Origin of the sequence: Microbacterium timonense (assembly GCF_900292075.1) — a bacterium.
Lineage (GTDB): Bacteria > Actinomycetota > Actinomycetes > Actinomycetales > Microbacteriaceae > Microbacterium > Microbacterium timonense.
Genome location: NZ_OLMV01000001.1, coordinates 421607 through 442521, shown reverse-complemented (window position 1 = coordinate 442521; position 20915 = coordinate 421607). Strand labels below are relative to the sequence as shown.

Here is a 20915-nt window from a genome sequence, read left to right as displayed (position 1 = left end):
GACAGACTAGAGTGATGCCTCGATGGTCGCCTCCAGGCGCGCCGCGATCCGCGGCGCAACCCCTCTGTTCGCCGCCGGTGTCAAGGCTGCTCTCGCCGTGCTGAGCATCGCGCTGGCAGGCGTCGTCGGCGCCCTCGCCGCCGGTTCCGTGCGGATGGCTCGCAAGGTCGTGACGCCCGCCCGGCGGCTGCCGGACACGCGCATCCTCGCGCTCGACACGGCGGCGCAGACGATCACCCTCGCGCGCACCGCCGACACCGAGCTCCCCGGCCGCTACGGTCTGTTCACCACCGGGACGGCGGATTACCTCAAGCTGGGCTCGGTGCTGTCCGAGGACGCCACCAGCGTCAAACGCAAGCTGCTCACCCACATCGGGCCGGATGCGCACCTGTCGCCCGAGGCGGCCTTCAGCGGCTGGTACTACGAGCGCCCCGAGGAGCTGCACCTGCCGTACACGCCGGAGCTCATCGGTTCGACCGTCGGTCCCTGTCCCGCGTGGCTGTTCCCTGCCGGAGACGGCGACACGTGGGTGATCCAGGTGCACGGCCGGGGAACCACGCGCGCCGAGTGCCTGCGCGCCGTGCCGCTGTTCGATTCGCTCGGCATCACGTCCCTGCTGGTGTCGTACCGCAACGACGGGGAGGCGCCCCGCAGCAGGACCGGCACGTATGCGCTGGGGGCGACCGAGTGGCGGGACGTCGACGCCGCCGTCGGATTCGCCCGGCGCCGCGGCGCGCGGCGTGTGATCGTCATGGGGTGGTCGATGGGCGGCGCGATCGCGCTGCAGCTGTCGCTGAACTCGGCCCACGGTGATGTCATTGCCGGACTGATCCTCGAGTCGCCCGTCGTCGACTGGCGCCTCGTGCTGGCGTACCAGGCGCGCGAGCTGCGCGTGCCCCGGCCGATCACGGGGCTGGCCCTGGAGGCGCTTCAGGCGGAATGGGCGACACCGCTCACACGGACCGGCGCCGCCATCCGGCTCGACGAGCTCGATGTGGTCGCGCGCGCGGCCGAGCTGCGGCATCCGATCCTCATCCTCCACAGCGACGACGACGGCTTCGTGCCCTCCGACGCGTCGCACGAGCTGTTCGCGGCCCGTCCCGACCTCGTCGATCTGCGGGTGTTCGACGTCGCGCGTCACACGAAGCTCTGGAACTACGACCAGGAGCGCTGGAGTGACAGCATCCGGTCCTGGCTGGCCGCGCGAGGGCTCGCCGCGGCGTGAGCGGCGCCGGCGTCAGGCCGTCTTCGCGCGCACCTGACGCTGGGCACGCAACAGCATGCCCGTCATGCCCGAGATCCGCAGCGGGGAGACCACGCGGGTCAATCCGAGGGTCTGCGGGTAGTCGCCCGGGACGGCCAGCACCTCGGCCGCAGAGAGCCCGGTCAGGCCCTGCGCGAGGATGCTCGCGAATCCGCGCGTCGTCGGAGCCTCGGGTGGAGCCGTGGCGTGCATCGCCACCACCCCGTCCGGATCGACGTCCACGACGATGTACACCGGCGACTGACACTCCACGACCCGCTCGCACAGCTCGGGATGGCCCTCGTATCGCTGCGGAACGGGCGGGAGCTCCTGCGAGTACTCCAGGAGCAGCTGCAGGCGATCGGGCTCGGGCAGCTCCAGGAACTCGTCGCGGATCTCGGCGAGGCGCTCGGGAAGGACGGCTTCGGACATCACCGCCATCCTCCCACGCGTGAGGCCGACCGGCTCGGGCCGCCTCCGCTCAGCGCGCGGCCACCTCGCCCGGCTGCGGACCCGTGGCGATCGGCACCCGCACGGCACTGCCCCATTCGGTCCACGAGCCGTCATAGTTGCGCACGTCGCCGAAGCCGAGCAGGTGCTTGAGCACGAACCACGTGTGGCTGGAGCGCTCCCCGATGCGGCAATAGGCGACGATGCTGTCGTCGTCCTGCAGGCCGACCTCGCCGCGATAGATCGCCTCGAGCTCCGCGCGGGGCTTGAAGCCACCGTCCTCGGCGACCGCGCGGCCCCACGGCACGCTGCGCGCGGTGGGGATGTGACCACCACGGAGGGCGCCTTCCTCCGGGTACGCAGGAGCCGACGTCCGAGAGCCGTCGTACTCCTCCGGTGACCGCACGTCGATCAGCGGGCCCGAGCCGAGGTGCGCCAGCACGTCGTCCTTGTACGCGCGCAGAACACTGTCATCGCGTTCGACGACGGGGTACTGCGTCGGCGCGGGGGCCGGCACCTCCGTCGTGATCGGGCGCCCTTCTGCGATCCACTTGTCACGGCCGCCGTCCAGCAGGCGCACGTCTTCGTGCCCGAAGAGCGAGAAGACCCACAGCGCATACGCGGCCCACCAGTTGTTCTTGTCGCCGTAGATCACGACGGTGTCCTCACGCGAGATGCCCTTGCGGCTGAGGAGAGCCGCGAAGCCCTCTCCGTCGACGTAGTCCCGGACCACCGGGTCGTTGAGCTCGGTGTGCCAGTCCACCTTCACGGCACCGGGGATGTGCCCCGTCTCGTACAGCAGGACGTCTTCGTCGGATTCGACCACGACGAGCCCGGGCCGGCCCAGCTGGGCCTGGAGCCACTCGCCGGTGACGAGCCTGCCGGGCTCGGCGTACTCGGCGAACTTCTCGGACGACGTGTCGGTCTCGACAGACATGGCTACTCCTCAGGTGGGGCGGATCGCTCGCCGGGGCGGTGGGTCCGGCGGCAGCGGGTCGGCGCACGCGGCTGACGATTAGGGTTGAACCGTCGCCTCCGACCCTAGATTCCCGCGCGTGCGAGCACAGCACCCCCGTAAGACGCCGTCACAGGCCCGCGGCATGCTGGGGCGCCGGGCACGACGAACCGCCCGTCCGCCACTTCGACAGAGGACCCGAATGACCGTCCCCGCCACCCGAACCGGTGTGATCCATCTCGCGGATCGCACTCCGCAGCTCGCCGGTGCCGAGATGGTCGCCGCACTGGTGCCGCCGCCGCAGTTCGAGGGTGCGACGTTCGACACCTATCGGGCCGACCCGGCATACCCCTCGCAGCAGGAGGCGAAAGACCTCCTGATGGCGTTCTCGGGTGCCGCCGCGCCCGTCAAGGGTGGTCTCTTCCGCCGTGCGAAGCGGCCCGAGATCAAGCCGGGCGTGTATCTGGACGGCGGGTTCGGCGTCGGCAAGACGCACCTGCTCGCGTCGGTCTACCACGCGCTGCCCGCGCGTCGGAAGTACTTCGGCTCGTTCATCGAGTACACAGCGCTGGTCGGCGCGCTGGGGTACCAGAACACCGTGGAGCTGTTCCGCGGATCGGACCTGCTGTGCATCGACGAGTTCGAGCTCGACGATCCGGGCGACACGATGGTGATGACGCGCCTGCTGGGGGAGCTGGTCGCCTCGGGAACGCGCCTGGCCGCGACATCCAACACCCCGCCGAACGCTCTCGGCGAGGGCCGGTTCGCCGCGCAGGACTTCCTGCGCGAGATCCACGCCATGGCCGCGAGCTTCCAGACGGTCCGCATCGACGGCACGGATTATCGTCACCGCGCCGTCGACGGCCACGCCGCCGTACTGGAGCCCGCTCCGTACGAGAACGCCATCGCGGATGCCGCGACGACCGGTCTCGTCTCGGACGACGACTTCGACTCCCTCGTCGCGCACCTCGCTCGCGTCCACCCGTCTCGCTACATCCGGCTCATCGGGGATCTGTCCCTGGTCGGGCTGCGCGATGTCGCGCCGTTCACGGATCAGTCCGCGGCGTTGCGGTTCGTGGCATTCGTCGACCGCGTGTACGACGCGCAGCTGCCGATCCGCGCCACTGGCACGTCTCTCGATCTGGTGTTCCCCGAAGAGATGCTCGCCGGCGGGTACCGGAAGAAGTACCTGCGAGCGATCTCGCGGCTGGTCGCCTCGACCCTGGCCTGACCGCCGGGCGTCCGGCCGTGAGGCGGTCTCACGCCGGACTCGGGGCAGTGCTTCGGCGTGCCGAAACACGATGTTTACGTGGGCGGTCCCCGTGTAACCCCGGGGAAACACGGCTTGTCCCGCGGCCGAAACGGACCGTCGCCACACTGAGGGAACCCGACGCTATACCTGCGTCCCTGCAGAGAGGTTCTCTTCGAGATGGATCAAGGCAACACCGCATTCATCCTGATAGCGGCAGCACTCGTCCTGTTGATGACGCCAGGACTCGCGTTCTTCTACGGCGGTCTGGTCAAGGCCAAGAGCGTCATCAGCATGATGATGCTCAGCTTCGGTGCGATGGGACTCATCGGCGTCCTGTGGGTCATCTACGGCTATGCGATCGCGTTCCCGGGCTCCGACGGCCTCGTGCCGCCGTGGTCGATCGACTGGTCGGCGATCGGGCTGGAGAGCCTGCTCGAGGTGCCGGAGGGCGCCGCCTTCCCGCCGCTGGCCTTCGTCGCCTTCCAGGCGACGTTCGCGATCATCACCGTCGCTCTGGTCTCGGGCGCCATCGCCGACCGCGCCAAGTTCGGGTCGTGGATGATCTTCGCCGCGATCTGGGCGACGATCGTCTATTTCCCGGTGGCCAGCTGGGTGTTCAACTTCGGCCTGGCCGATGACGGCAGCTTCGCCTACGGCGGCTGGATCACCTACGGCATGCAGGAGTGGTTCGGAGTCGGTGCCATCGACTTCGCCGGTGGCACCGCGGTGCACATCAACGCCGGTGCAGCCGCTCTTGCACTCGCCCTCGTGCTCGGCAAGCGTCTGGGCTTCCAGAAGGGCGTCCACGTGCCCCACAACCCGCCGTTCGTGCTGCTCGGCGCGGGTCTGCTGTGGTTCGGGTGGTTCGGCTTCAATGCCGGTTCGGAGCTGGCCGCCGACGGAACCGCAGCCGTCGCCTTCGTCAACACGATCGCCGCGCCCGCCGCAGCGCTCCTGGCATGGCTGGTCGTCGAGAGGTTCAAGGACGGCAAGCCGACCTCCGTCGGCGCCGCCTCCGGCGCCGTCGCGGGTCTGGTCGCGATCACCCCGGCCTGCGCCTCACTGACACCGATCTGGGCGGTCGTGCTGGGCCTCATCGCCGGTGCCGTGTGCGCCCTCGCGATCGAGCTCAAGTTCAAGTGGGGCTTCGACGACTCGCTCGACGTGGTGGGCATCCACCTCGTCGGCGGCCTCCTCGGCACGCTGTACCTGGGCTTCTTCGCCAACGAGACGGGCCTCCTCTACAGCGGGAACCTGACCCAGCTGATGGTGCAGGCGATCGCCGCCGTGGCGGTCCTGGTCTACTCGTTCGTGCTCGCGTACGTCATCGGGTTCGCGATCGAGAAGACGGTCGGCTTCCGCGTGAAGAACGAGGACGAGGTCGCCGGCATCGACACCGTCGTGCACGGTGAAGAGGGCTACGTGCTCGAGGGTGCCCGCGCCTGAGATCCGCCAACCCCGCGAAGGGGCGTCGCGCGCTACGTCGCGACGCCCCTTCGTCGTGCGACGCCGCTCCTAGGATGACCGTGTGACACGGCGACGCGGTCTTCTCGGCATCCTGCACTCCGTCCTCAGGCCCTCCGCCGGATCGAACCGGCCGCTTCCGACGCGGGTGCCGCGGACGGCGCAGCGGGGTTCGACGGCCACGGTCGAGGTGCCGCCGCCCGGCCGCGGCGGACTGCAGATCACGTACGCCCCGCAGCGCGACGGCGACCCGGACGCCGGCGAGATCGTCTGGACGTGGGTGCCGTACGACGAGAACGACGGGCGGGGCAAGGATCGCCCCGTCCTGGTGATCGCCCGCCACACGCAGGACCGGGTCTACGCGGTCCGCCTCACGAGCAAGGCGCACGAGGGGGACCGGGACTTCCTCGCCCTGGGGACAGGGGAGTGGGACCCGCAGCGACGGCCGTCATGGGTCGACATCGAGCAGCTGTACAGCGTGCACCGCGATGGCATGCGGCGCGAGGCATCCGCGCTCGACCTCGGCCGCTTCGGCCGTGTCGCTCGGGAGCTCCACCGCCGCTACGGCTGGGATGCCGCCACGTGACGCCGACGCGCTGCGGGGAAACGGGCGCAAGACCCGCTTGCGCAAGCTCTTCGATGACGTAGCCGCTCAGACGGGTCGCCGCTCCTCGACCGACTGAAAACCGAAGACCCGCGGTTACCGCGGGTCTTCTGGCTGCACGTGTGGTGGGCGATACCAGACTCGAACTGATGACCTCTTCCGTGTGAAGGAAGCGCGCTACCAACTGCGCCAATCGCCCGTTCCCCGAGGGGGACGAGTAACGATCCTACCGGATGGCAGCGCATGCCTCGAACCACCCGGACGTGACACGCGCGGACGTCGTCTGGTTTTGCATGCGGGCGAGGATCGGCTAAAGTCTTTCAAGTGCCCGGGGTGCGAATCCCGGAAACGAAATGCGGATGTAGCGCAGTTGGTAGCGCATCACCTTGCCAAGGTGAGGGTCGCGAGTTCGAGTCTCGTCATCCGCTCGAGTGCAGGGATCTCCTCCAGGGATCACGGCACGTGGGGTCAAACCACACGCGGTGGCGTGGCCGAGCGGCTAGGCACCGGCCTGCAAAGCCGTTTACACGGGTTCGAATCCCGTCGCCACCTCCACTCCCGGTCCCGACCGGAGATCGACTCGGGCGATTGGCGCAGCGGTAGCGCGCTTCCCTGACACGGAAGAGGTCACTGGTTCGATCCCAGTATCGCCCACCAGCAAGCCCCCGCTTCGGCGGGGGCTTCGTCGTTCCGGGAATGCGTGCGCGCCCGCGGCCGCCTTCGCGTGGGTCCTCCCTGTGGCGAGTGCGCCGACCCGCTTACTCCGGCGTACGGTGGCCTTGTGATCCCATTTCCAATAGGATCGAGGAATCACTGTCGCCGGTAGGGAGAAGCGCGATGACGCGGCTGTTCAATGACCCAGACGATTTCGCCGAGGAGATGATCGAGGGCTTCGCGGCCGCATCGTCCCGATGGGTGCGTCCCGTCACCGGCGGTGTCGTCCGGTCCACCCGTGGCGCAGAGCCCACGGTCGCCGTCGTGATCGGCGGCGGCAGCGGCCACTACCCGGCCTTCGGCGGGCTGGTCGGGCCCGGCATCGCGCACGGCGCCGCGATGGGCAACCTGTTCGCGTCGCCGTCCGCGCACCAGGTGCACGCCGTCGCCACCGCGGCGCACGAGGGCCGAGGCGTGCTGCTGAGCTTCGGCAACTACGCCGGCGACGTGCTGCACTTCGGGCAGGCGCAGGAGCGCATGCGCGAGGCCGGCATCGACTGCCGCACGGTGCTCGTGACCGACGACGTCTGGAGCGCTCCCAAGTCAGAGATCGAGAAGCGCCGGGGCATCGCCGGCGACCTCGTGGTGTTCAAGATCGCCGGCGCGGCCGCCGAGGCCGGCATGGACCTTGACGGCGTGGAGCGGGTGGCGCGCCGCGCGAACGACCGCACGCGCTCGTTCGGCGTCGCTTTCAGCGGCTGCACGCTCCCCGGCGCCGACGAGCCCTTGTTCGAGGTGCCCGCGGGTCGCATGGCGGTGGGTCTCGGCATCCACGGCGAACCGGGCATCGACGAGGTCGACACTCCGACGGCCGCGGGCCTGGCCGAAATGTTCGTCGCGAAGCTGCTCGACGAGCTGCCCGACGGGGTGACGGCTGCCGGCGCCCGCGTCGTGCCGATCCTCAACGGACTCGGCAGCGTCAAGTACGAGGAGCTCTTCGTGGTCTACCGCTCGGTGCACCGCCTGCTCACCGACGCCGGCGCCGTCGTCGTGTCGCCGGAGGTCGGTGAGTTCTGCACCAGCTTCGACATGGCGGGCGCTTCGCTCACGCTGCTGTGGCTGGACGATGAGCTCGAGCAGCTGTGGCTCGCCCCCTGCGACACCCCCGCGTACCGCCGCGGCGCCGTCGCCGGGCGCCGCGAGGTCAGCGCCGACGAGCTGGCCGCGCTCGACGACGCGCAGGAGATCGGCGAGTCCGACGAAGCCTCGCGCGATGCGGCGGCCATGGTCGCCCGTGCACTGCGCGCCATGGCCGGCATGCTCGACGCCAGCGCGGAAGAGCTCGGCCGTATCGACCGCATCGCGGGGGACGGCGACCACGGGATCGGCATGCAGCGAGGCAGCCGCGCCGCCGCAGACGCCGCGTCGGCCGCCGTGGACGCCGGAGCCGGCGCCCGCACGACCCTGCACCACGCGGGCGACGCGTGGGCGGACAAGGGCGGTGGCACGTCCGGTGCCATCTGGGGTGAGATGCTCGTCGCCCTCGGCACGGCCCTGGGCGATGAGGGCACCGTCACCCCGGATGCCGTCGGTGCCGGCATCACGGCGATGAAGGACGCCGTGATGGCATTCGGCAAGGCCAAGCCCGGCGACAAGACCATGATCGACGCGATCGTCCCGTTCGCGGAGGACCTTTCGGAGCGGCTCGCGGCCGGCGACGGACTCACCGACGCGTGGACCCACGCCGCCGGCGTGGCCGCGGCCGCGGCGGAGGCGACCGCCGAGATGACGGCGCGACTGGGCCGCGCCCGCTCCCACGGCGACAAGAGCCTGGGCACCCCCGACCCCGGCGCGGTCTCGTTCGCGCTGAGCACCCAGACCGTTCTGGACGTACTGAAGGAGAACAACTGACATGGCGCTTCGACTTGTGATCGGCAGCGACGAGGCCGGCTTCGACTACAAGGAGCGGATCAAGGCCGACCTGCTGGCCAACGACCTGGTGACCGACGTCGTCGACGTGGGCGTGGACGCCGACGGCAACACGAACTACCCAACCATCGCGATCGCGGCCGCTGAGCGCGTCGCGGCGGGCGCGGCCGACCGCGCCATCCTCATCTGCGGGACGGGGCTGGGCGTGGCGATCGCAGCCAACAAGGTTCCCGGCATCCGCGCCGTCACGGCCCACGACTCCTTCAGCGTGGAGCGGTCCATCCTCTCCAATGACGCGCAGGTGCTGTGCATGGGCCAGCGTGTCGTCGGCATCGAGCTCGCTCGTCGCCTCGCGCGCGAATGGCTCACCTACACGTTCGACCCCCGCAGCGCGTCCGCCGACAAGGTCGCGGAGATCTGCGCCTACGAGGGCGTCTGAACGCCGCGGCGCGCCGGGAGGGTCGCGATGCTCATCGGCTCCAGCCTGAAGATGTACTTCTCCCACGCCCGCACGGTGGCGTGGACGAGGGCCGTCGCCGACGTCGCCCGTGACCACCCCGCGACGGCAGCCGGCGTGACGCCGTTCGTGATCCCGCAGTACCCGTCGATCCCGGCCTGCGTCGAGATCGGCACGCCCGCAGGACTGGCGGTCGGGGCACAGGACGTTGCAACCGAGGATGTGGGCGCGTACACCGGCGAAGTCAGCGGCGCAGTGCTCGCCGAGATCGGCTGCACCTTCGTGGAGGTCGGCCATGCAGAACGGCGCCGGCTCTTCGGGGAGACCGATGGCGTGGTCGCCGCGAAGACATCCGCAGCACTGCGAAACGGGCTGGTGCCGCTGGTATGCATCGGCGAATCACGGCAGGAAGGGGCCGAACCTGCGCTGGCCGAGTGCCTGCGGCAGGTCGACGCGGCATTGTCGGCGGCGCGCGCCGCCGGCCACGGCGGCGACGTCGTCGTGGCGTACGAGCCCCACTGGGCGATCGGCGCCGCGCAGCCGGCCGCACCCGACCACATCCGGGCGGTCTGCGGACCGCTGCGGGAGCGGCTCGGCGTCGCTCCGGAGAGCGTGAGGGTCGTATACGGTGGCAGTGCCGGACCGGGCCTGCTGACCGACATCGGTGACTGCGTGGACGGCCTGTTCCTGGGCAGGTTCGCCCACGACCCGAGGGCGTTCGCGCAGATCCTCGACGAAGCCGCGCAGCTGCTGGGTGCACACGGGGAGGACTCATCATGACGATGGCAGCCGATTTCCAAGGCCTTGACGCCCTGAGAGGCACGATCGAGCGCCGCGGCCTGCGCGACCACGTCTACGAGCGCATTCTCCAGCTCCTGCTCAGCGGGGAGGTCGCGCCCGGCGCGCGCCTGTCCATCGACACCATCGCGCGCCAACTCAGCGTCTCGCCGACTCCGGTGCGAGAGGCCATGGTGCAGCTCGAGCGCACCGGCCTGGTCACGCGTGAAGCCCTCAAGGGCTATCGGGTGGCTCCTCCGCTGCGGCCGTCGGAGCTGGAGGAGTTGTTCGACGCCCGCCTGATGCTCGAGACCACGGCGGCTCGCCTGGCAACTCCCGCCAGCGCGTCGATGCTGCGCGATCTCCGCGCCGCCGAGGATCTCCACCGGGAAGCGGGGGAGCGGATCAGCGCCGCGATGTCGGCAGGCATCGCCGACGTCGCCCTGACCCGCGAGTACTTCGCAGCGGATGCCGCGTTCCACCGCGTCGTCTTCGCGCACTGCGGCAACCACTACATCCTCGAGATGTCCGACACGCTCGGCGCGCAGCTGCACCGCATGCGGCAGGCAGCTCGGCACGGCGTCACCGACGTGCAGGAGGCCATCGCGGAGCACGAGTCGATCGTCGCCGCCTTCGCCGGCGACGACGCGGACGCGCCCGAGCAGGCCATGCGTCGCCATATCCAGCTGGTGCGCTCACGGTCCCTCGCCGTCGAGGGCGCCGACTAGCCGCACGACAGCCACCCAGCAGCCCGGTCCGGCCTCCGGCTCCCGCCAGAGTCGGCCGTCCTGACTGCGCTTGCCCTGCAGGAAAGATCCTGTAGGATTTAGGAATCACAACGAAGTCGATCCACACGTCAACGGAGCCGTCATGACCCAGTCACCCCCACCCGCGCTCGACAGCGAGACCTGGCCGATCGCCGTCTGCATGCACGGGTTCCCGCCGATCGGCGCGGACGGCACGGCGCTGCACGACGCGCCCGCCGAAGTGTGGGACGGCGTGTTCGCGCAGGTGGCGCGACTCGGCTTCACCGCGATCGAGCTCGCCGACAGCCACATCCGTCCCGCGGACCTCGACGCCTCGCGCCGTGACGAGCTGCTGTCCATCGCGCGCTTGCACGGCGTCACGCCCCTCTCGGTCCACGTCCAGCGTCAGAGCGTCATCCAGCCCGGCCGCGGCGAGGAGAACCTCGCCTACGCGCACCGCACCATCGACGCCGCGGCAGAGCTCGGGCTGCAGGTGTTCTCCACCGGGCTGCACCAGCCGTTCACCGAGGCGCAGCGCACGGCGCTGTGGTTCTGGACCGCGCAGGGCCCCGTCGACCCCGACGACACTGAGACACGGGCGCTGGCCGTCCGGCGGCTGCGTGAGCTCGGCGAGCACGCCGCGTCTGTGGGCCTGCCGATGTCGCTGGAGATGTACGAGGACACCTACCTCGGCACCGCCGACAGCGCGGTTCAGCTGATCGAGGAGATCGGCCTGGACAACGTCGGGCTCAACCCCGACATCGGAAACCTCATCCGCCTGCACCGTCCGATCGAGGACTGGCGGGAGATGCACGAGAAGACACTCCCGTACGCGAACTACTGGCACGTCAAGAACTACATCCGCGACGAGGCCGCCGACGGCAGCTGGTACACGGCAGTGCCCACGAGCATGGAGCTCGGCCTCATCAACTACCGCGCGATGGTCGCCCGCGCCGTCGAGCTCGGTTTCCGCGGTCCGTTCCTGATGGAGCAGTACGGCGGCGACAGCCTCGGCGTCTGCGCCACCAACCGCACCTACCTGCAGTCCCTGCTGCCCCAGCCGGCCGCGTGAGCGACGCATCGGCCTCGACGCGAGCCGTCGAAGAAGGAGATGGAATGACCGACAACACACGCCCTGTCTACGCCGTCATCGGCAGCGGCTACATGGGCGGCGGCATCGCCCAGGTTCTCGCGATGTCCGGCGCCGACGTCCGCATCGCCGACGTGGACCTCGACATCGCCGCGGGCAACCGCGACCGCCTCATCCGCGAAGCCGAGCAGTTCGCCGCAGACGGCCTCTTCCCAGCCGAGGCCCCCGCCCTCATCGCCGCGCGCATCACGGCGGCCACGATCGAGGATGCCGTCAGCGGCGCCACCTTCATCGAGGAGGCCGTCCCCGAGAAGATCGAGATCAAGCACGACACGCTGCGACGCATCTCACGAGCCGCTGCGCCCGACGCGATCATCGGCAGCAACACCTCCACGATCCTCATCGGGAAGCTGGCCGAAGCCGTCAGCAACCCGGAGCGCTTCCTCGGGGTCCACTTCTCCAACCCGGCGCCGTTCATCCCCGGCGTCGAGCTCATCCCGCACACCACGACGGATGAAGCGATCATCCCGGTGGTCGAGCAGATCGTGGCGGCGACCGGCAAGGAGTCGGCGCGCGTCAAGGACGCCACGGGCTTCGTCCTCAACCGCCTGCAGTACGCCCTGTTCCACGAGGCCACGCAGCTCGTCGAGGAGGGCGTCGCGACCCCGGAGGACATCGACACGATCGTCCGCACGACCTTCGGCTTCCGCCTCCCGGTGTTCGGCCCCTTCGCGATCGCCGACATGGCCGGACTCGACGTGTACGCGTTCTGCTACGCGTCGCTGCAGACGGAGTTCCCCGAGCGCTTCGCCACGCCGAAGATCCTCGACGACCTCGTCACGGCGGGCAAGCTCGGCACGAAGTCGGGCGCGGGCTTCCTCGACGTGCCGGCCGATCGCACACCGGAACTCGTCGCCTACCGCAACAAGGCGTACGTCGCCATCAAGAAGCTCATGGACGAGCTCGGCCCTGCACCGATCCACGCGGCCGCCACCCACAACAGCTGAAGGACACCATGGCCACCGCATTCCCCGCAGAGCGCACCGTCATCCTCACCGGCGCCGCGAGCCCCCGCGGCATCGGCCGTGCGACGGCATATCACCTGGCCGAGCTCGGCTGGAACATCGGCATCATCGACATCGACGGTGATGCGGCCGCGCGCACCGCGCAAGAGGTCGCCGAGCAGTTCGGCGTCCGCGGACTCGGCGTCGGCGCCGACACGTCCGACCGCGAGCAGGCCGTCGCCGCTGTCGACACCCTCGAACAGGGTCTGCCGCAGATCGTCGCCCTGGTGAACTTCGCCGGCGTGTCCTCTCCGGTGCCGTACCTCGAGGTCACCCCCGAGGAGTGGCACCGCGTGCTGAGCATCAACCTCGACGGCGTGCACTGGGTGACCCAGCGCGTGGTCGCCTCGCTCGTCGAGTCCGGCGTGGGCCGCATCGTCGGGATCTCGTCGGTGTCGGCCCAGCGCGGCGGCGGGACGTTCTCCAAGACGCCGTACTCCGCCTCCAAGGCGGGCGTCATCGGTCTGATGCGCTCGATCGCTCGAGAGGTGGGACCTCTGGGCATCACCGCCAACGTGATCTCACCCGGCCCCATCGACACCGACATCATGGGCGGCACCCTCACCGAGGAGCGCAAGCAGGCCATGGCCGCCGACGGCGTGCTGCCGCGCATCGGCACCCCCCGCGACATCGCCGCAGCGGTCGCGTATCTGATCAGCGAAGACGCCGGATTCGTGACGGGCCAGACCCTGAACGTCGACGGCGGTCTCTACATGCATTGAGGTCCCGAATGCCTTTCACCTGGTCCAAGTCCCGCATCGCCTACCTGGTGATCGGAATCGTGTGCGTGGCCATCGGCCTCGCGCTCATCATCCCCAGCCTCGGCTGACCGGGCACCCCACGCCCGGGAGAAACTCGAAGGAGAGTACCCAGTGACTACGACGTCCGGCGCCCCCAGCGCGCAGGCCCTGCTGTCGAGCCCCCACCTCAGCAGCGGCATCAAGAAGGCCACCTACCGGCTGATGCCGATGCTCATCATCCTGTACTTCGTCGCGTTCCTGGACCGCACCAACGTCGGCTTCGCCGAAGAGGCGCTCCAGGTCGACCGCGGCATCACCGCGGGCGCGTACGCGCTCGGTGCCGGCATCTTCTTCATCGGCTACGCGCTGTTCGAGATCCCCTCGAACCTGCTGCTGAACAAGTTCGGCGCCCGCTTCTGGTTGGCCCGCATCGCGATCACATGGGGCATCGTCGCGTCGCTGTTCGCTTTCGTGACGAACGACACGATGTTCATCTGGCTCCGGTTCCTGCTCGGTGTGACGGAGGCGGGTCTGTTCCCCGGCGTCATCATGTTCCTGGCGCAGTGGTTCCCCAACAAGCGCCGGGTGCAGATGTTCGCGCTGTTCTACCTCGCCCAGCCGTTCTCGCAGATGCTCGGCGCGCCGCTGTCGGGCGGGCTCATCAGCTTCGGCGACCAGTACACGCCGTGGGCCGGGTGGCAGGTGATGTTCTTCGTAGAGGGCATGCTCGCCGTGCTCGCCGGCATCGCGGCGATCTTCTTCCTCGTCGACTCGCCGCAGAAGGCGAAGTTCCTCACCGACGACGAGAAGTCGGCGATGAAGGCGGTCATGGACCACGAGGATGCCGTCAAGCACGACGACGGCCCGCGAGGCATCGGCCCCGCTCTCATCAGCTGGAAGGTGTGGTATTTCACCGTCATCTACTTCTGCCTGCAGATCGCCGTCTACGGCACCACCTTCTACCTGCCGCAACAGGTCTCGGGCCTGATCGGCAAGGAGGTCGGCTGGGAGGTGGGCCTCGTCTCAGCCATCCCGTGGGCCGTCGGCCTGTTCGCCTGCTACTTCGTCGGCAAGCACGCCACGACGCTCCGCCGCCGCCGCACGTGGGGCACGCTGTTCTTCATCATCACCGGCGTCGCGATCATCGTGTCGGCATGGGCCGGCGCCAACGGTCAGGCGCTCCTCGGCATCGCAGCGATCACGGTCGCCGTCGCGGCGTTCTTGTCGGTTGGCCCGATCACGTGGTCGTTCCCGACGGCGTTCCTCGTCGGCGCGGCCGCCGCGACGGGCATCGGACTCATCAACTCGCTCGGCAACCTCGGTGGTTTCGTCGCGCCGATCATGCGGACCGCGATCAACGAGGCGATCCCCACCGAGTCGGGAGCGTGGGGCGTGGTCTCCCTCGGCGTGTTCGCGTTCCTCGCGGCCATCATGATGGCGTGCACGAGGTTCTTCCGCGCCAAGGCCGACGCCCTGCTCGACGAGCAGGCACCCACCCCGGGTCACTGAGCCCCGGCTGACGCAGTCACGACGCGGGGTGTGCGCAGCGCACCCCGCGTCGCTGTATCGAAAGGATCGCGCTCATGAGCGCTCACCCTCTGACCGCCTTCGTCGGGCTCGGCGCGATCGGGCTGCCGATGGCCGCGAGCCTCGTCCGGGCAGGCATTCCCGTCGTGGGCGTCGAACCGGACGAGAGCGGACGCCGCCGGGCCGCGGAGGCCGGGATCGACGCGGTGGCCGACATCGGCGGCATCGGCACCGCGCCCGCCGTCATCGTCATGGTCGCCACCCCGGCACAGCTCAGCGCCGTCGTCGACGCCGCCTGCGCCGCCGGCGTCGTCGACGGCCGCACGTGGGTCGTCATGTCAACGGTCGGCCCGGAGGCCGTCCGCGCCGACGCGGCCCGGATCGCCGCCGCCGGCGGCCACGTGGTCGACGCGCCGGTGAGCGGCGGGATCGCCCGCGCCGCGGCGGGCGACCTCCTCCTCTTCGTCGCAGGCGAGGATGAGGTCGTCGACGGCGTCGCCGGCGTCCTCGCCGCGATGGGCACGGCACGCCGCGTGGGGTCGGCCGTCGGCGACGGCCAGTCGATCAAGGTCGTCAACCAGCACCTGTGCGCCGTCCACATCGTCGCCGCCGCCGAGGCCCTGGCCCTTGCCGAGCGCCTGCACCTCGACCCCGCGTTCCTGCTGGACACGATCGGCGGGGGAGCGGCGGCATCCTTCATGCTCTCCGATCGCGGTCCCCGGATGATCGAGGGGCCGGAAGCCGAGGTGCGCAGCCAGGTCGGCATCTTCGTCAAGGACACCGGTCTCGTCGCGGACGCCGCGGCCGAGGCCGGAATCGAGCTGCCGCTGCTGCAGGCGGCCCGCGAGCGGTTCCTCGCGGCCGCTGATATCGGCCTGCTGTCGCGTGACGACTCCAGCGTCCTCCAGACCTACCGCGCAGGGGAGGAGGGGCGATGAAGACCGTCGTGTTCGACGACGACCCCACCGGCACGCAGTCCGCCAGCGGCGTCGACGTGCTGCTCGACGCCGATGCGGAGTCGCTGCACGCCACGCTGGCCGCCGCCGACAGCGTGTACATCCAGACGAACTCGCGCGCGATCGACGAGGCGACCGCCGTCGCGCTGCTGCGACGCCTGCGGGATGACGCACGGGCGGCCGCCGGCACGCTCAGCGAAGACGTGCAGTTCGTGCTGCGAGGCGACTCGACGCTGCGCGGGCACGTGTTCCCGGAGACGGCCGTGTTCCTCGAGGAGGACTCGGTCATCGTCTTCTGCCCCGCGTTCCCCGCCGGCGGGCGGACGACCGTCGGCGGCGTGCACTACGTGCGGATCGGCGATGAGAACCTCCCCGCACACGAGACGGAGTACGCACAGGATCCCGTCTTCCCGTTCCGTTCGGCCGTCCTCGCCGAGTACGTCGCCGACAAGTCCGGTCGGTCGAGCGTGAACGTCCCTCTCACCGACGTGCGGGCGGGCAGAACGGAAGCGGTCATCGCGTCCGCTCCGGCCGGAGCGGTCGTGCTTCCCGACGCCGAGACCGACGACGACATCCGCGCCGTCGCCGCAGGCATCGTCGCGGCCCGTCGCGCAGGCCGATCGGTGGTGGTGCGCAGCGCGGCGCCGCTGGCCGCCATCCTCGCGGGCGTGCAGAGCGACGGCCTGCTACCGACGCCGCTCACCACGAGGGCCACGTCGACCCTGGTCGCGTGCGGATCCCACACGGCCGGGGCCACGGCGCAGCTCACCGAGCTCGAGGCCCGGCACGGACCAGCCGTCGTGATCCCCACCGACGCCGCCTTCGCCGATCCTGAGGCGGCCGGCCTCGCGGCGGCCGCGCAGGCGCGGGCGCGCCTGGTGACGACTGGGCTCGCGATCGTCGCCACCGAGCGGCACCGGCGTCCCGACCACAACACGCTCACGCACGGCGAGCTGGTGATGCGGGCGCTCACGACGGCCGTGCGCGACCTCGTCCGCGACGTGGAGGCGGTCGTCGCCAAGGGCGGAATCACGTCCGCGGAACTGGCCCGCACGGGCGTCGGTGCGACGCGCGCGCGGGTGCGCGGCCAGGTGCTGGACGGCGTCTCGGTGTGGGACCTCGTCTCAGCGGAGGGGGAGGACCGGCTCTACGTCGTCGTGCCCGGCAACGTCGGCTCCCCGTCGACCCTCGTCGACGTCGCGGCGGCGCTGGGGCACTGAGCCGGCCTCGGGACAGCGAGCGGTCGCGGCGCACGCACCGCCGGACTCAGCGGACGTGCTGCGAGGGGTATACGTCGCGGATGCGGTCCCGGAAGAAGCGCCCCGCGCTCTCGGCCGACCGCAGCGCGCGATGCACCGACGGCGGCACAGCGAAGTACCGGTACACCTCGCCCGAGCTGAACTCCAGCTCGAGCACGGCGGTGGCGGCGTCGTAGCCCGCTGCCGCGATCGCCGACGAGTCGAGGGGTTGTCGCCGCACGCGTTCAGGCTACGCCCTGGGATCGACGGACGCGGCGGTGCCGCTGGGCGAGCCCGCCGGATGGGGTGCGGCGGAGCGATAGCCTTGATGCCGTGTCTGACGTCGTGTCCTATCCCGCTGACGGGTTCGCCCTGTTCCCCGACCGTTCCGTTGTCGCCCTCCGCGTCAACGGCGAGCTGAAAGATCTCGCCACCACGGTGCAGGAGACGGATGCCGTCGAGCCGGTGACGATCGACAGCCCGGACGGCCTCGACATCCTCCGCCACTCCACAGCGCACGTCCTCGCCCAGGCCGTTCAGCGCATCAATCCGCAGGCGAACCTCGGAATCGGCCCGCCGATCACCGACGGCTTCTACTACGACTTCGGCGTCGAGCATCCCTTCACCCCTGAGGACCTCAAGGCCATCGACAAGGAGATGCAGCGCATCATCCGCGAGGGCCAGCGGTTCGTGCGCCGTGTCGTCACCGACGAGGAGGCGCGTGCCGAGCTCGTGGACGAGCCGTTCAAGCTAGAGCTCATCGGGCTCAAGGGCGGCGCCGACAAGACCGAGGGGGCCTCGGTCGAGGTCGGAGCGGGCGAGCTGACGATCTACGACAACGTCGACCGCGACGGCCAGACGGTCTGGAAGGACCTGTGCCGGGGCCCGCACCTGCCCAACACCCGCCTGATCGGTAACGGATGGGCCCTGCAGCGGGTCGCCGGCGCCTACTGGCGCGGCAGCGAGAAGAACCCGCAGCTGCAGCGCATCTACGGGACCGCGTGGCCGACGAAGGATGAGCTGCGGGCGTATCAGACGCGTCTGGAGGAGGCGGCCAGGCGCGACCACCGCAAGCTCGGCAAGGAGCTGGACCTGTTCTCGTTCCCCGACGAGATCGGGTCGGGGCTGTCGGTGTGGCATCCGCGCGGCGGCGTCGTCCGCGGCGAGATGGAGCAGCATGCCCGACGCCGCCACATCGAGGGTGGCTACACCTACGTGTACACGCCGCACATCTCCAAGGAGGACCTGTTCCTCACCTCGAACCACCTCGTCACCTACAAGGAGGGCATGTTCCCGCCCATCGTGATGGACGAGGAGCGCGACGACAACGGTGAGATCACCAAGCAGGGGCAGGACTACTACCTCAAGCCCATGAACTGCCCGATGCACATCCTGATCTACAAGGAGCGCGCGCGCAGCTACCGCGACCTGCCGATGCGACTGGCCGAGAACGGCACTGTCTACCGCAACGAGCTGTCGGGAGCGCTGCACGGCCTCACCCGCGTCCGGGGGTTCACCCAGGACGACTCGCACCTGTTCGTGACCCCCGACCAGCTCGAGGGCGAGGCGACGCGGGTGCTCGCGTTCGTCATCTCGATGCTGCGCGATTTCGGGCTCGACGACTTCGAGCTCGAGCTGTCGATGCGTGACGACGAGAAGGACAAGTGGATCGGCTCGGACGAGTTCTGGGAGTACTCGACGAACGCGCTGCGCAACGTCGCCAGAAGCAGCGGACTGAAGCTGACCGAGGTGCCCGGCGAGGCGGCGTTCTACGGCCCCAAGATCGACCTGAAGACGCGTGACGCGATCGGGCGCGTCTGGCAGCTGTCGACGGTGCAGGTCGATCCCAACCTGCCCGAACGGTTCGAACTCGAGTTCACGGACCGCGACGGCCAGAAGAAGCGGCCCATCATGATCCACCGCGCGCTGTTCGGCTCGATCGAGCGGTTCTTCGCCATCCTGCTCGAGCACTACGCCGGTGCCTTCCCGGTGTGGCTGTCGCCGGTGCAGGTGGTCGGGATCCCCGTCGCCGAGGAGTATGCGGACTATCTGGGCGATGTCGTCGCGCAGCTGAGGGCCGAAGGGGTCCGTGCGGAGCTCGACCACAGCGACGACCGCATGCAGAAGAAGATCCGCACCCACACCACCCAGAAGGTGCCGCTGCTGCTGATCGCGGGCGAGCAGGATCGTTCGGCCGGAACCGTGTCGTTCCGATTCCGCGACGGCTCCCAGGAGAACGGCGTGCCCATCGCCGACGCGGTTCGCCGCGTGCGCGAGGCGATCGACTCGCACGCGCTGGTGAACACGGCGGAGGACTTTTCGTGACGGGCAGCGGCAAGACCGAGGCGGGCGGCCCACCGGCCGATGCCGAGGATGCCGCCCTCGTCGACGCCGCCACGCTTCCCGGGGTTCCCGACGAATTCCAGCGACTGTGGACGCCGCATCGCATGGCCTACATCCAGGCCGGTCCCGAGGTGCTCCGGCACGACTGCCCCTTCTGCGAAGCTCCTCGCAAGTCGGATGAGGACGGCCTGATCGTGTTCCGGGGGGTCACGGCGTATGCCCTGCTGAACCTCTTCCCGTACAACTCCGGCCATCTCCTCGTGTGCCCGTACCGCCACATCGCGACCTACGATCAGGCGACCGACGCAGAGGTCGCCGAGATCGGCGCGCTGACGCAGCAGGGCATGCGCGTGCTGCGGGCCGTCTCGCGCTGCGACGGGTTCAACATCGGCATGAACCAGGGGCACGTCGCCGGGGCCGGCGTCGACGAGCACCTGCACCAGCACATCGTTCCGCGGTGGGCAGCCGACGCCAATTTCTTCCCGATCATCGCGAAGACCAAGGCGCTGCCTCAGCTCCTCGGCGATGTGCGCCGTGCCGTGGCGGGCGCCTGGGCCGACGCCTCGGCTCAGCGGACCTGAAGCACCTCGAACTGCAGTCGCGGGTGGGCGTACGCCTCCTGCGACTCCACGAGCTGCAGTTCCCGCTCGCCCGATGCATGCGTCCGCTCGAGCAGATCGAAGACGCTCGACGTGGTGCGGGCGAGCGCATCGGCGGCATCCCCGGTGCGGCGGTAGTGCGCGGTGAACAGGGCCGCGGTCACGTCGCCGGACCCGTTGGCCTTCATGGGGATGTGCGGTGTCTGCACGATCCATGCTCCGTCGTCGGTCACCGCCAGCATCTCGATCGTGCCCTCGGGGCGGTCCGGCCGCTCGACGCTCGTCACCAGCACGGTGCGCGGGCCCATGTCGCGAGCGACGTCGGCCGAGGCCAGCGTCGACTCCAGGTCGGACGGGTCGGTCTCGGTGAGGAATCCGAGCTCGAACTGGTTCGGTGTGATGATGTCGGCGGCCGGCACGACGCGGTCGCGCAGCAGGATGGGGATGGCGGGTGCGACGAAGCACCCCGACTTCGCATTGCCCATGACGGGGTCGCAGGCGTACACGGCTGCCGGGTTGGCCGCCTTCACCCGGGCGACCGTGTCGAGGATGACGTCGGCGATGCCCTCACCGCCCTGGTAGCCCGAGAGCACGACGTCGATCTGCGGGAACGCCCCCCGTTCCTCGATGCCGAGGATCACCTCACGCACGTCGTCGGGGCTGATCATCGGCCCACGCCAGGCACCGTACCCGGTGTGGTTCGAGAAGTTCACCGTGTACACCGGCATGACCTCGACGCCGATGCGCTGCAGCGGGAAGACGGCGGCCGAGTTGCCGACGTGACCGTAGGCGACCGCGGACTGGATCGAGAGGATCTTCACCGCTCG

20 protein-coding genes and 4 tRNA genes are annotated in these 20915 nt (G+C 69.8%); 19 read left to right on the top strand and 5 right to left on the bottom strand.

Annotated features, from left to right (window positions below; all coding sequences use genetic code 11):
- Positions 1-22 precede the first annotated feature (22 nt).
- Entirely contained in the window at positions 23-1225 is a 1203-nt protein-coding gene (locus tag C9992_RS02180) for an alpha/beta hydrolase family protein (RefSeq protein WP_106813945.1), read from the top strand.
- Between the two features lie 12 nt (positions 1226-1237).
- Here the strand turns inward: C9992_RS02180 and C9992_RS02175 are convergent, their stop codons facing one another.
- Complete coding sequence (locus tag C9992_RS02175; RefSeq protein ID WP_106813944.1) at positions 1238-1675, bottom strand: SufE family protein; 438 nt, start codon at positions 1673-1675, stop codon at positions 1238-1240.
- 49 nt (positions 1676-1724) lie between these two features.
- Complete coding sequence (locus C9992_RS02170) at positions 1725-2630, bottom strand: sulfurtransferase (protein ID WP_106813943.1); 906 nt, start codon at positions 2628-2630, stop codon at positions 1725-1727.
- A gap of 220 nt (positions 2631-2850) precedes the next feature.
- Between C9992_RS02170 and zapE the strand changes: the two genes are divergently transcribed.
- The 3 genes from zapE (at position 2851) to C9992_RS02155 (ending at position 5950) form a co-directional block, all read left to right on the top strand.
- A complete protein-coding gene (gene zapE / locus C9992_RS02165; RefSeq protein ID WP_106813942.1) occupies positions 2851-3879 on the top strand; it encodes a cell division protein ZapE in 1029 nt (342 codons plus the stop codon).
- 198 nt (positions 3880-4077) lie between these two features.
- On the top strand, positions 4078-5346 hold the full coding sequence (locus C9992_RS02160) for an ammonium transporter (RefSeq protein ID WP_106813941.1): 1269 nt from the start codon (positions 4078-4080) through the stop codon (positions 5344-5346).
- Between the two features lie 82 nt (positions 5347-5428).
- A complete protein-coding gene (locus C9992_RS02155) occupies positions 5429-5950 on the top strand; it encodes a type II toxin-antitoxin system PemK/MazF family toxin (RefSeq protein ID WP_106813940.1) in 522 nt (173 codons plus the stop codon).
- A gap of 141 nt (positions 5951-6091) precedes the next feature.
- On the opposite strand, the gene C9992_RS02150 is transcribed toward C9992_RS02155, so the two are convergent.
- Positions 6092-6167, bottom strand: a tRNA-Val gene (locus tag C9992_RS02150).
- A 156-nt stretch (positions 6168-6323) separates the two neighbouring features.
- On the opposite strand from C9992_RS02150, the gene C9992_RS02145 reads away from it, so the two are divergent.
- From C9992_RS02145 to C9992_RS02085, 13 genes are all read left to right on the top strand, one after another.
- Positions 6324-6396 (top strand) — tRNA-Gly (locus C9992_RS02145).
- A 53-nt stretch (positions 6397-6449) separates the two neighbouring features.
- Positions 6450-6523 (top strand) — tRNA-Cys (locus C9992_RS02140).
- 27 nt (positions 6524-6550) lie between these two features.
- A tRNA-Val gene (locus tag C9992_RS02135) sits at positions 6551-6625 on the top strand.
- Between the two features lie 180 nt (positions 6626-6805).
- Complete coding sequence (locus C9992_RS02130; protein WP_106813939.1) at positions 6806-8533, top strand: dihydroxyacetone kinase family protein; 1728 nt, start codon at positions 6806-6808, stop codon at positions 8531-8533.
- Position 8534: 1 nt separating this feature from the next.
- Entirely contained in the window at positions 8535-8990 is a 456-nt protein-coding gene (locus C9992_RS02125) for a ribose-5-phosphate isomerase (protein WP_106813938.1), read from the top strand.
- Between the two features lie 27 nt (positions 8991-9017).
- Entirely contained in the window at positions 9018-9788 is a 771-nt protein-coding gene (locus C9992_RS02120; RefSeq protein WP_106813937.1) for a triose-phosphate isomerase family protein, read from the top strand.
- On the top strand, positions 9785-10513 hold the full coding sequence (locus C9992_RS02115) for a GntR family transcriptional regulator (protein ID WP_235007925.1): 729 nt from the start codon (positions 9785-9787) through the stop codon (positions 10511-10513). Before C9992_RS02120 ends, C9992_RS02115 begins: the two co-directional genes overlap by 4 nt.
- A 142-nt stretch (positions 10514-10655) precedes the next feature.
- Positions 10656-11603 carry a sugar phosphate isomerase/epimerase family protein gene (locus tag C9992_RS02110; RefSeq protein WP_106813936.1) on the top strand — a complete coding sequence of 316 codons (948 nt, stop codon included), beginning with the start codon at positions 10656-10658 and terminating at the stop codon, positions 11601-11603.
- 44 nt (positions 11604-11647) lie between these two features.
- Positions 11648-12628 carry a 3-hydroxyacyl-CoA dehydrogenase family protein gene (locus C9992_RS02105; RefSeq protein WP_106813935.1) on the top strand — a complete coding sequence of 327 codons (981 nt, stop codon included), beginning with the start codon at positions 11648-11650 and terminating at the stop codon, positions 12626-12628.
- 8 nt (positions 12629-12636) lie between these two features.
- Positions 12637-13407: an SDR family NAD(P)-dependent oxidoreductase gene (locus C9992_RS02100; RefSeq protein ID WP_106813934.1), complete on the top strand. Its 771-nt coding sequence runs from the start codon at positions 12637-12639 to the stop codon at positions 13405-13407.
- Positions 13408-13557: 150 nt separating this feature from the next.
- The gene (locus C9992_RS02095) at positions 13558-14934 is read left to right on the top strand and encodes an MFS transporter (protein WP_235007924.1); all 1377 of its coding nucleotides are present in this window, start codon (positions 13558-13560) and stop codon (positions 14932-14934) included.
- Positions 14935-15008: 74 nt separating this feature from the next.
- Complete coding sequence (locus tag C9992_RS02090) at positions 15009-15890, top strand: NAD(P)-dependent oxidoreductase (RefSeq protein WP_106813933.1); 882 nt, start codon at positions 15009-15011, stop codon at positions 15888-15890.
- On the top strand, positions 15887-17128 hold the full coding sequence (locus C9992_RS02085; protein ID WP_106813932.1) for a four-carbon acid sugar kinase family protein: 1242 nt from the start codon (positions 15887-15889) through the stop codon (positions 17126-17128). Before C9992_RS02090 ends, C9992_RS02085 begins: the two co-directional genes overlap by 4 nt.
- Before the next feature lie 46 nt (positions 17129-17174).
- On the opposite strand, the gene C9992_RS02080 is transcribed toward C9992_RS02085, so the two are convergent.
- Entirely contained in the window at positions 17175-17387 is a 213-nt protein-coding gene (locus tag C9992_RS02080) for a KTSC domain-containing protein (protein ID WP_106813931.1), read from the bottom strand.
- A 92-nt stretch (positions 17388-17479) separates the two neighbouring features.
- Here C9992_RS02080 and thrS point away from each other — a divergent pair, with 92 nt between their 5' ends.
- On the top strand, positions 17480-19471 hold the full coding sequence (thrS, locus tag C9992_RS02075) for a threonine--tRNA ligase (protein ID WP_235007922.1): 1992 nt from the start codon (positions 17480-17482) through the stop codon (positions 19469-19471).
- The gene (locus C9992_RS02070; RefSeq protein WP_106813930.1) at positions 19468-20070 is read left to right on the top strand and encodes an HIT family protein; all 603 of its coding nucleotides are present in this window, start codon (positions 19468-19470) and stop codon (positions 20068-20070) included. The genes thrS and C9992_RS02070 overlap by 4 nt, the downstream gene beginning before the upstream one ends.
- On the opposite strand, the gene pdxY is transcribed toward C9992_RS02070, so the two are convergent.
- The gene (pdxY, locus tag C9992_RS02065) at positions 20058-20909 is read right to left on the bottom strand and encodes a pyridoxal kinase PdxY (protein WP_106813929.1); all 852 of its coding nucleotides are present in this window, start codon (positions 20907-20909) and stop codon (positions 20058-20060) included. The genes C9992_RS02070 and pdxY overlap by 13 nt on opposite strands.
- Positions 20910-20915: the final 6 nt, after the last annotated feature.

Coding starts and splice junctions, on each gene's coding strand:
- C9992_RS02180 (WP_106813945.1), top strand. CDS start 23: ATGGTCGCCTCCAGGCGCGCCGCGATCCGCGGCGCAACCCCTCTGTTC.
- C9992_RS02175 (WP_106813944.1), bottom strand. CDS start 1,675: ATGTCCGAAGCCGTCCTTCCCGAGCGCCTCGCCGAGATCCGCGACGAG.
- C9992_RS02170 (WP_106813943.1), bottom strand. CDS start 2,630: ATGTCTGTCGAGACCGACACGTCGTCCGAGAAGTTCGCCGAGTACGCC.
- zapE (WP_106813942.1), top strand. CDS start 2,851: ATGACCGTCCCCGCCACCCGAACCGGTGTGATCCATCTCGCGGATCGC.
- C9992_RS02160 (WP_106813941.1), top strand. CDS start 4,078: ATGGATCAAGGCAACACCGCATTCATCCTGATAGCGGCAGCACTCGTC.
- C9992_RS02130 (WP_106813939.1), top strand. CDS start 6,806: ATGACGCGGCTGTTCAATGACCCAGACGATTTCGCCGAGGAGATGATC.
- C9992_RS02125 (WP_106813938.1), top strand. CDS start 8,535: ATGGCGCTTCGACTTGTGATCGGCAGCGACGAGGCCGGCTTCGACTAC.
- C9992_RS02120 (WP_106813937.1), top strand. CDS start 9,018: ATGCTCATCGGCTCCAGCCTGAAGATGTACTTCTCCCACGCCCGCACG.
- C9992_RS02115 (WP_235007925.1), top strand. CDS start 9,785: ATGACGATGGCAGCCGATTTCCAAGGCCTTGACGCCCTGAGAGGCACG.
- C9992_RS02110 (WP_106813936.1), top strand. CDS start 10,656: ATGACCCAGTCACCCCCACCCGCGCTCGACAGCGAGACCTGGCCGATC.
- C9992_RS02105 (WP_106813935.1), top strand. CDS start 11,648: ATGACCGACAACACACGCCCTGTCTACGCCGTCATCGGCAGCGGCTAC.
- C9992_RS02100 (WP_106813934.1), top strand. CDS start 12,637: ATGGCCACCGCATTCCCCGCAGAGCGCACCGTCATCCTCACCGGCGCC.
- C9992_RS02090 (WP_106813933.1), top strand. CDS start 15,009: ATGAGCGCTCACCCTCTGACCGCCTTCGTCGGGCTCGGCGCGATCGGG.
- C9992_RS02085 (WP_106813932.1), top strand. CDS start 15,887: ATGAAGACCGTCGTGTTCGACGACGACCCCACCGGCACGCAGTCCGCC.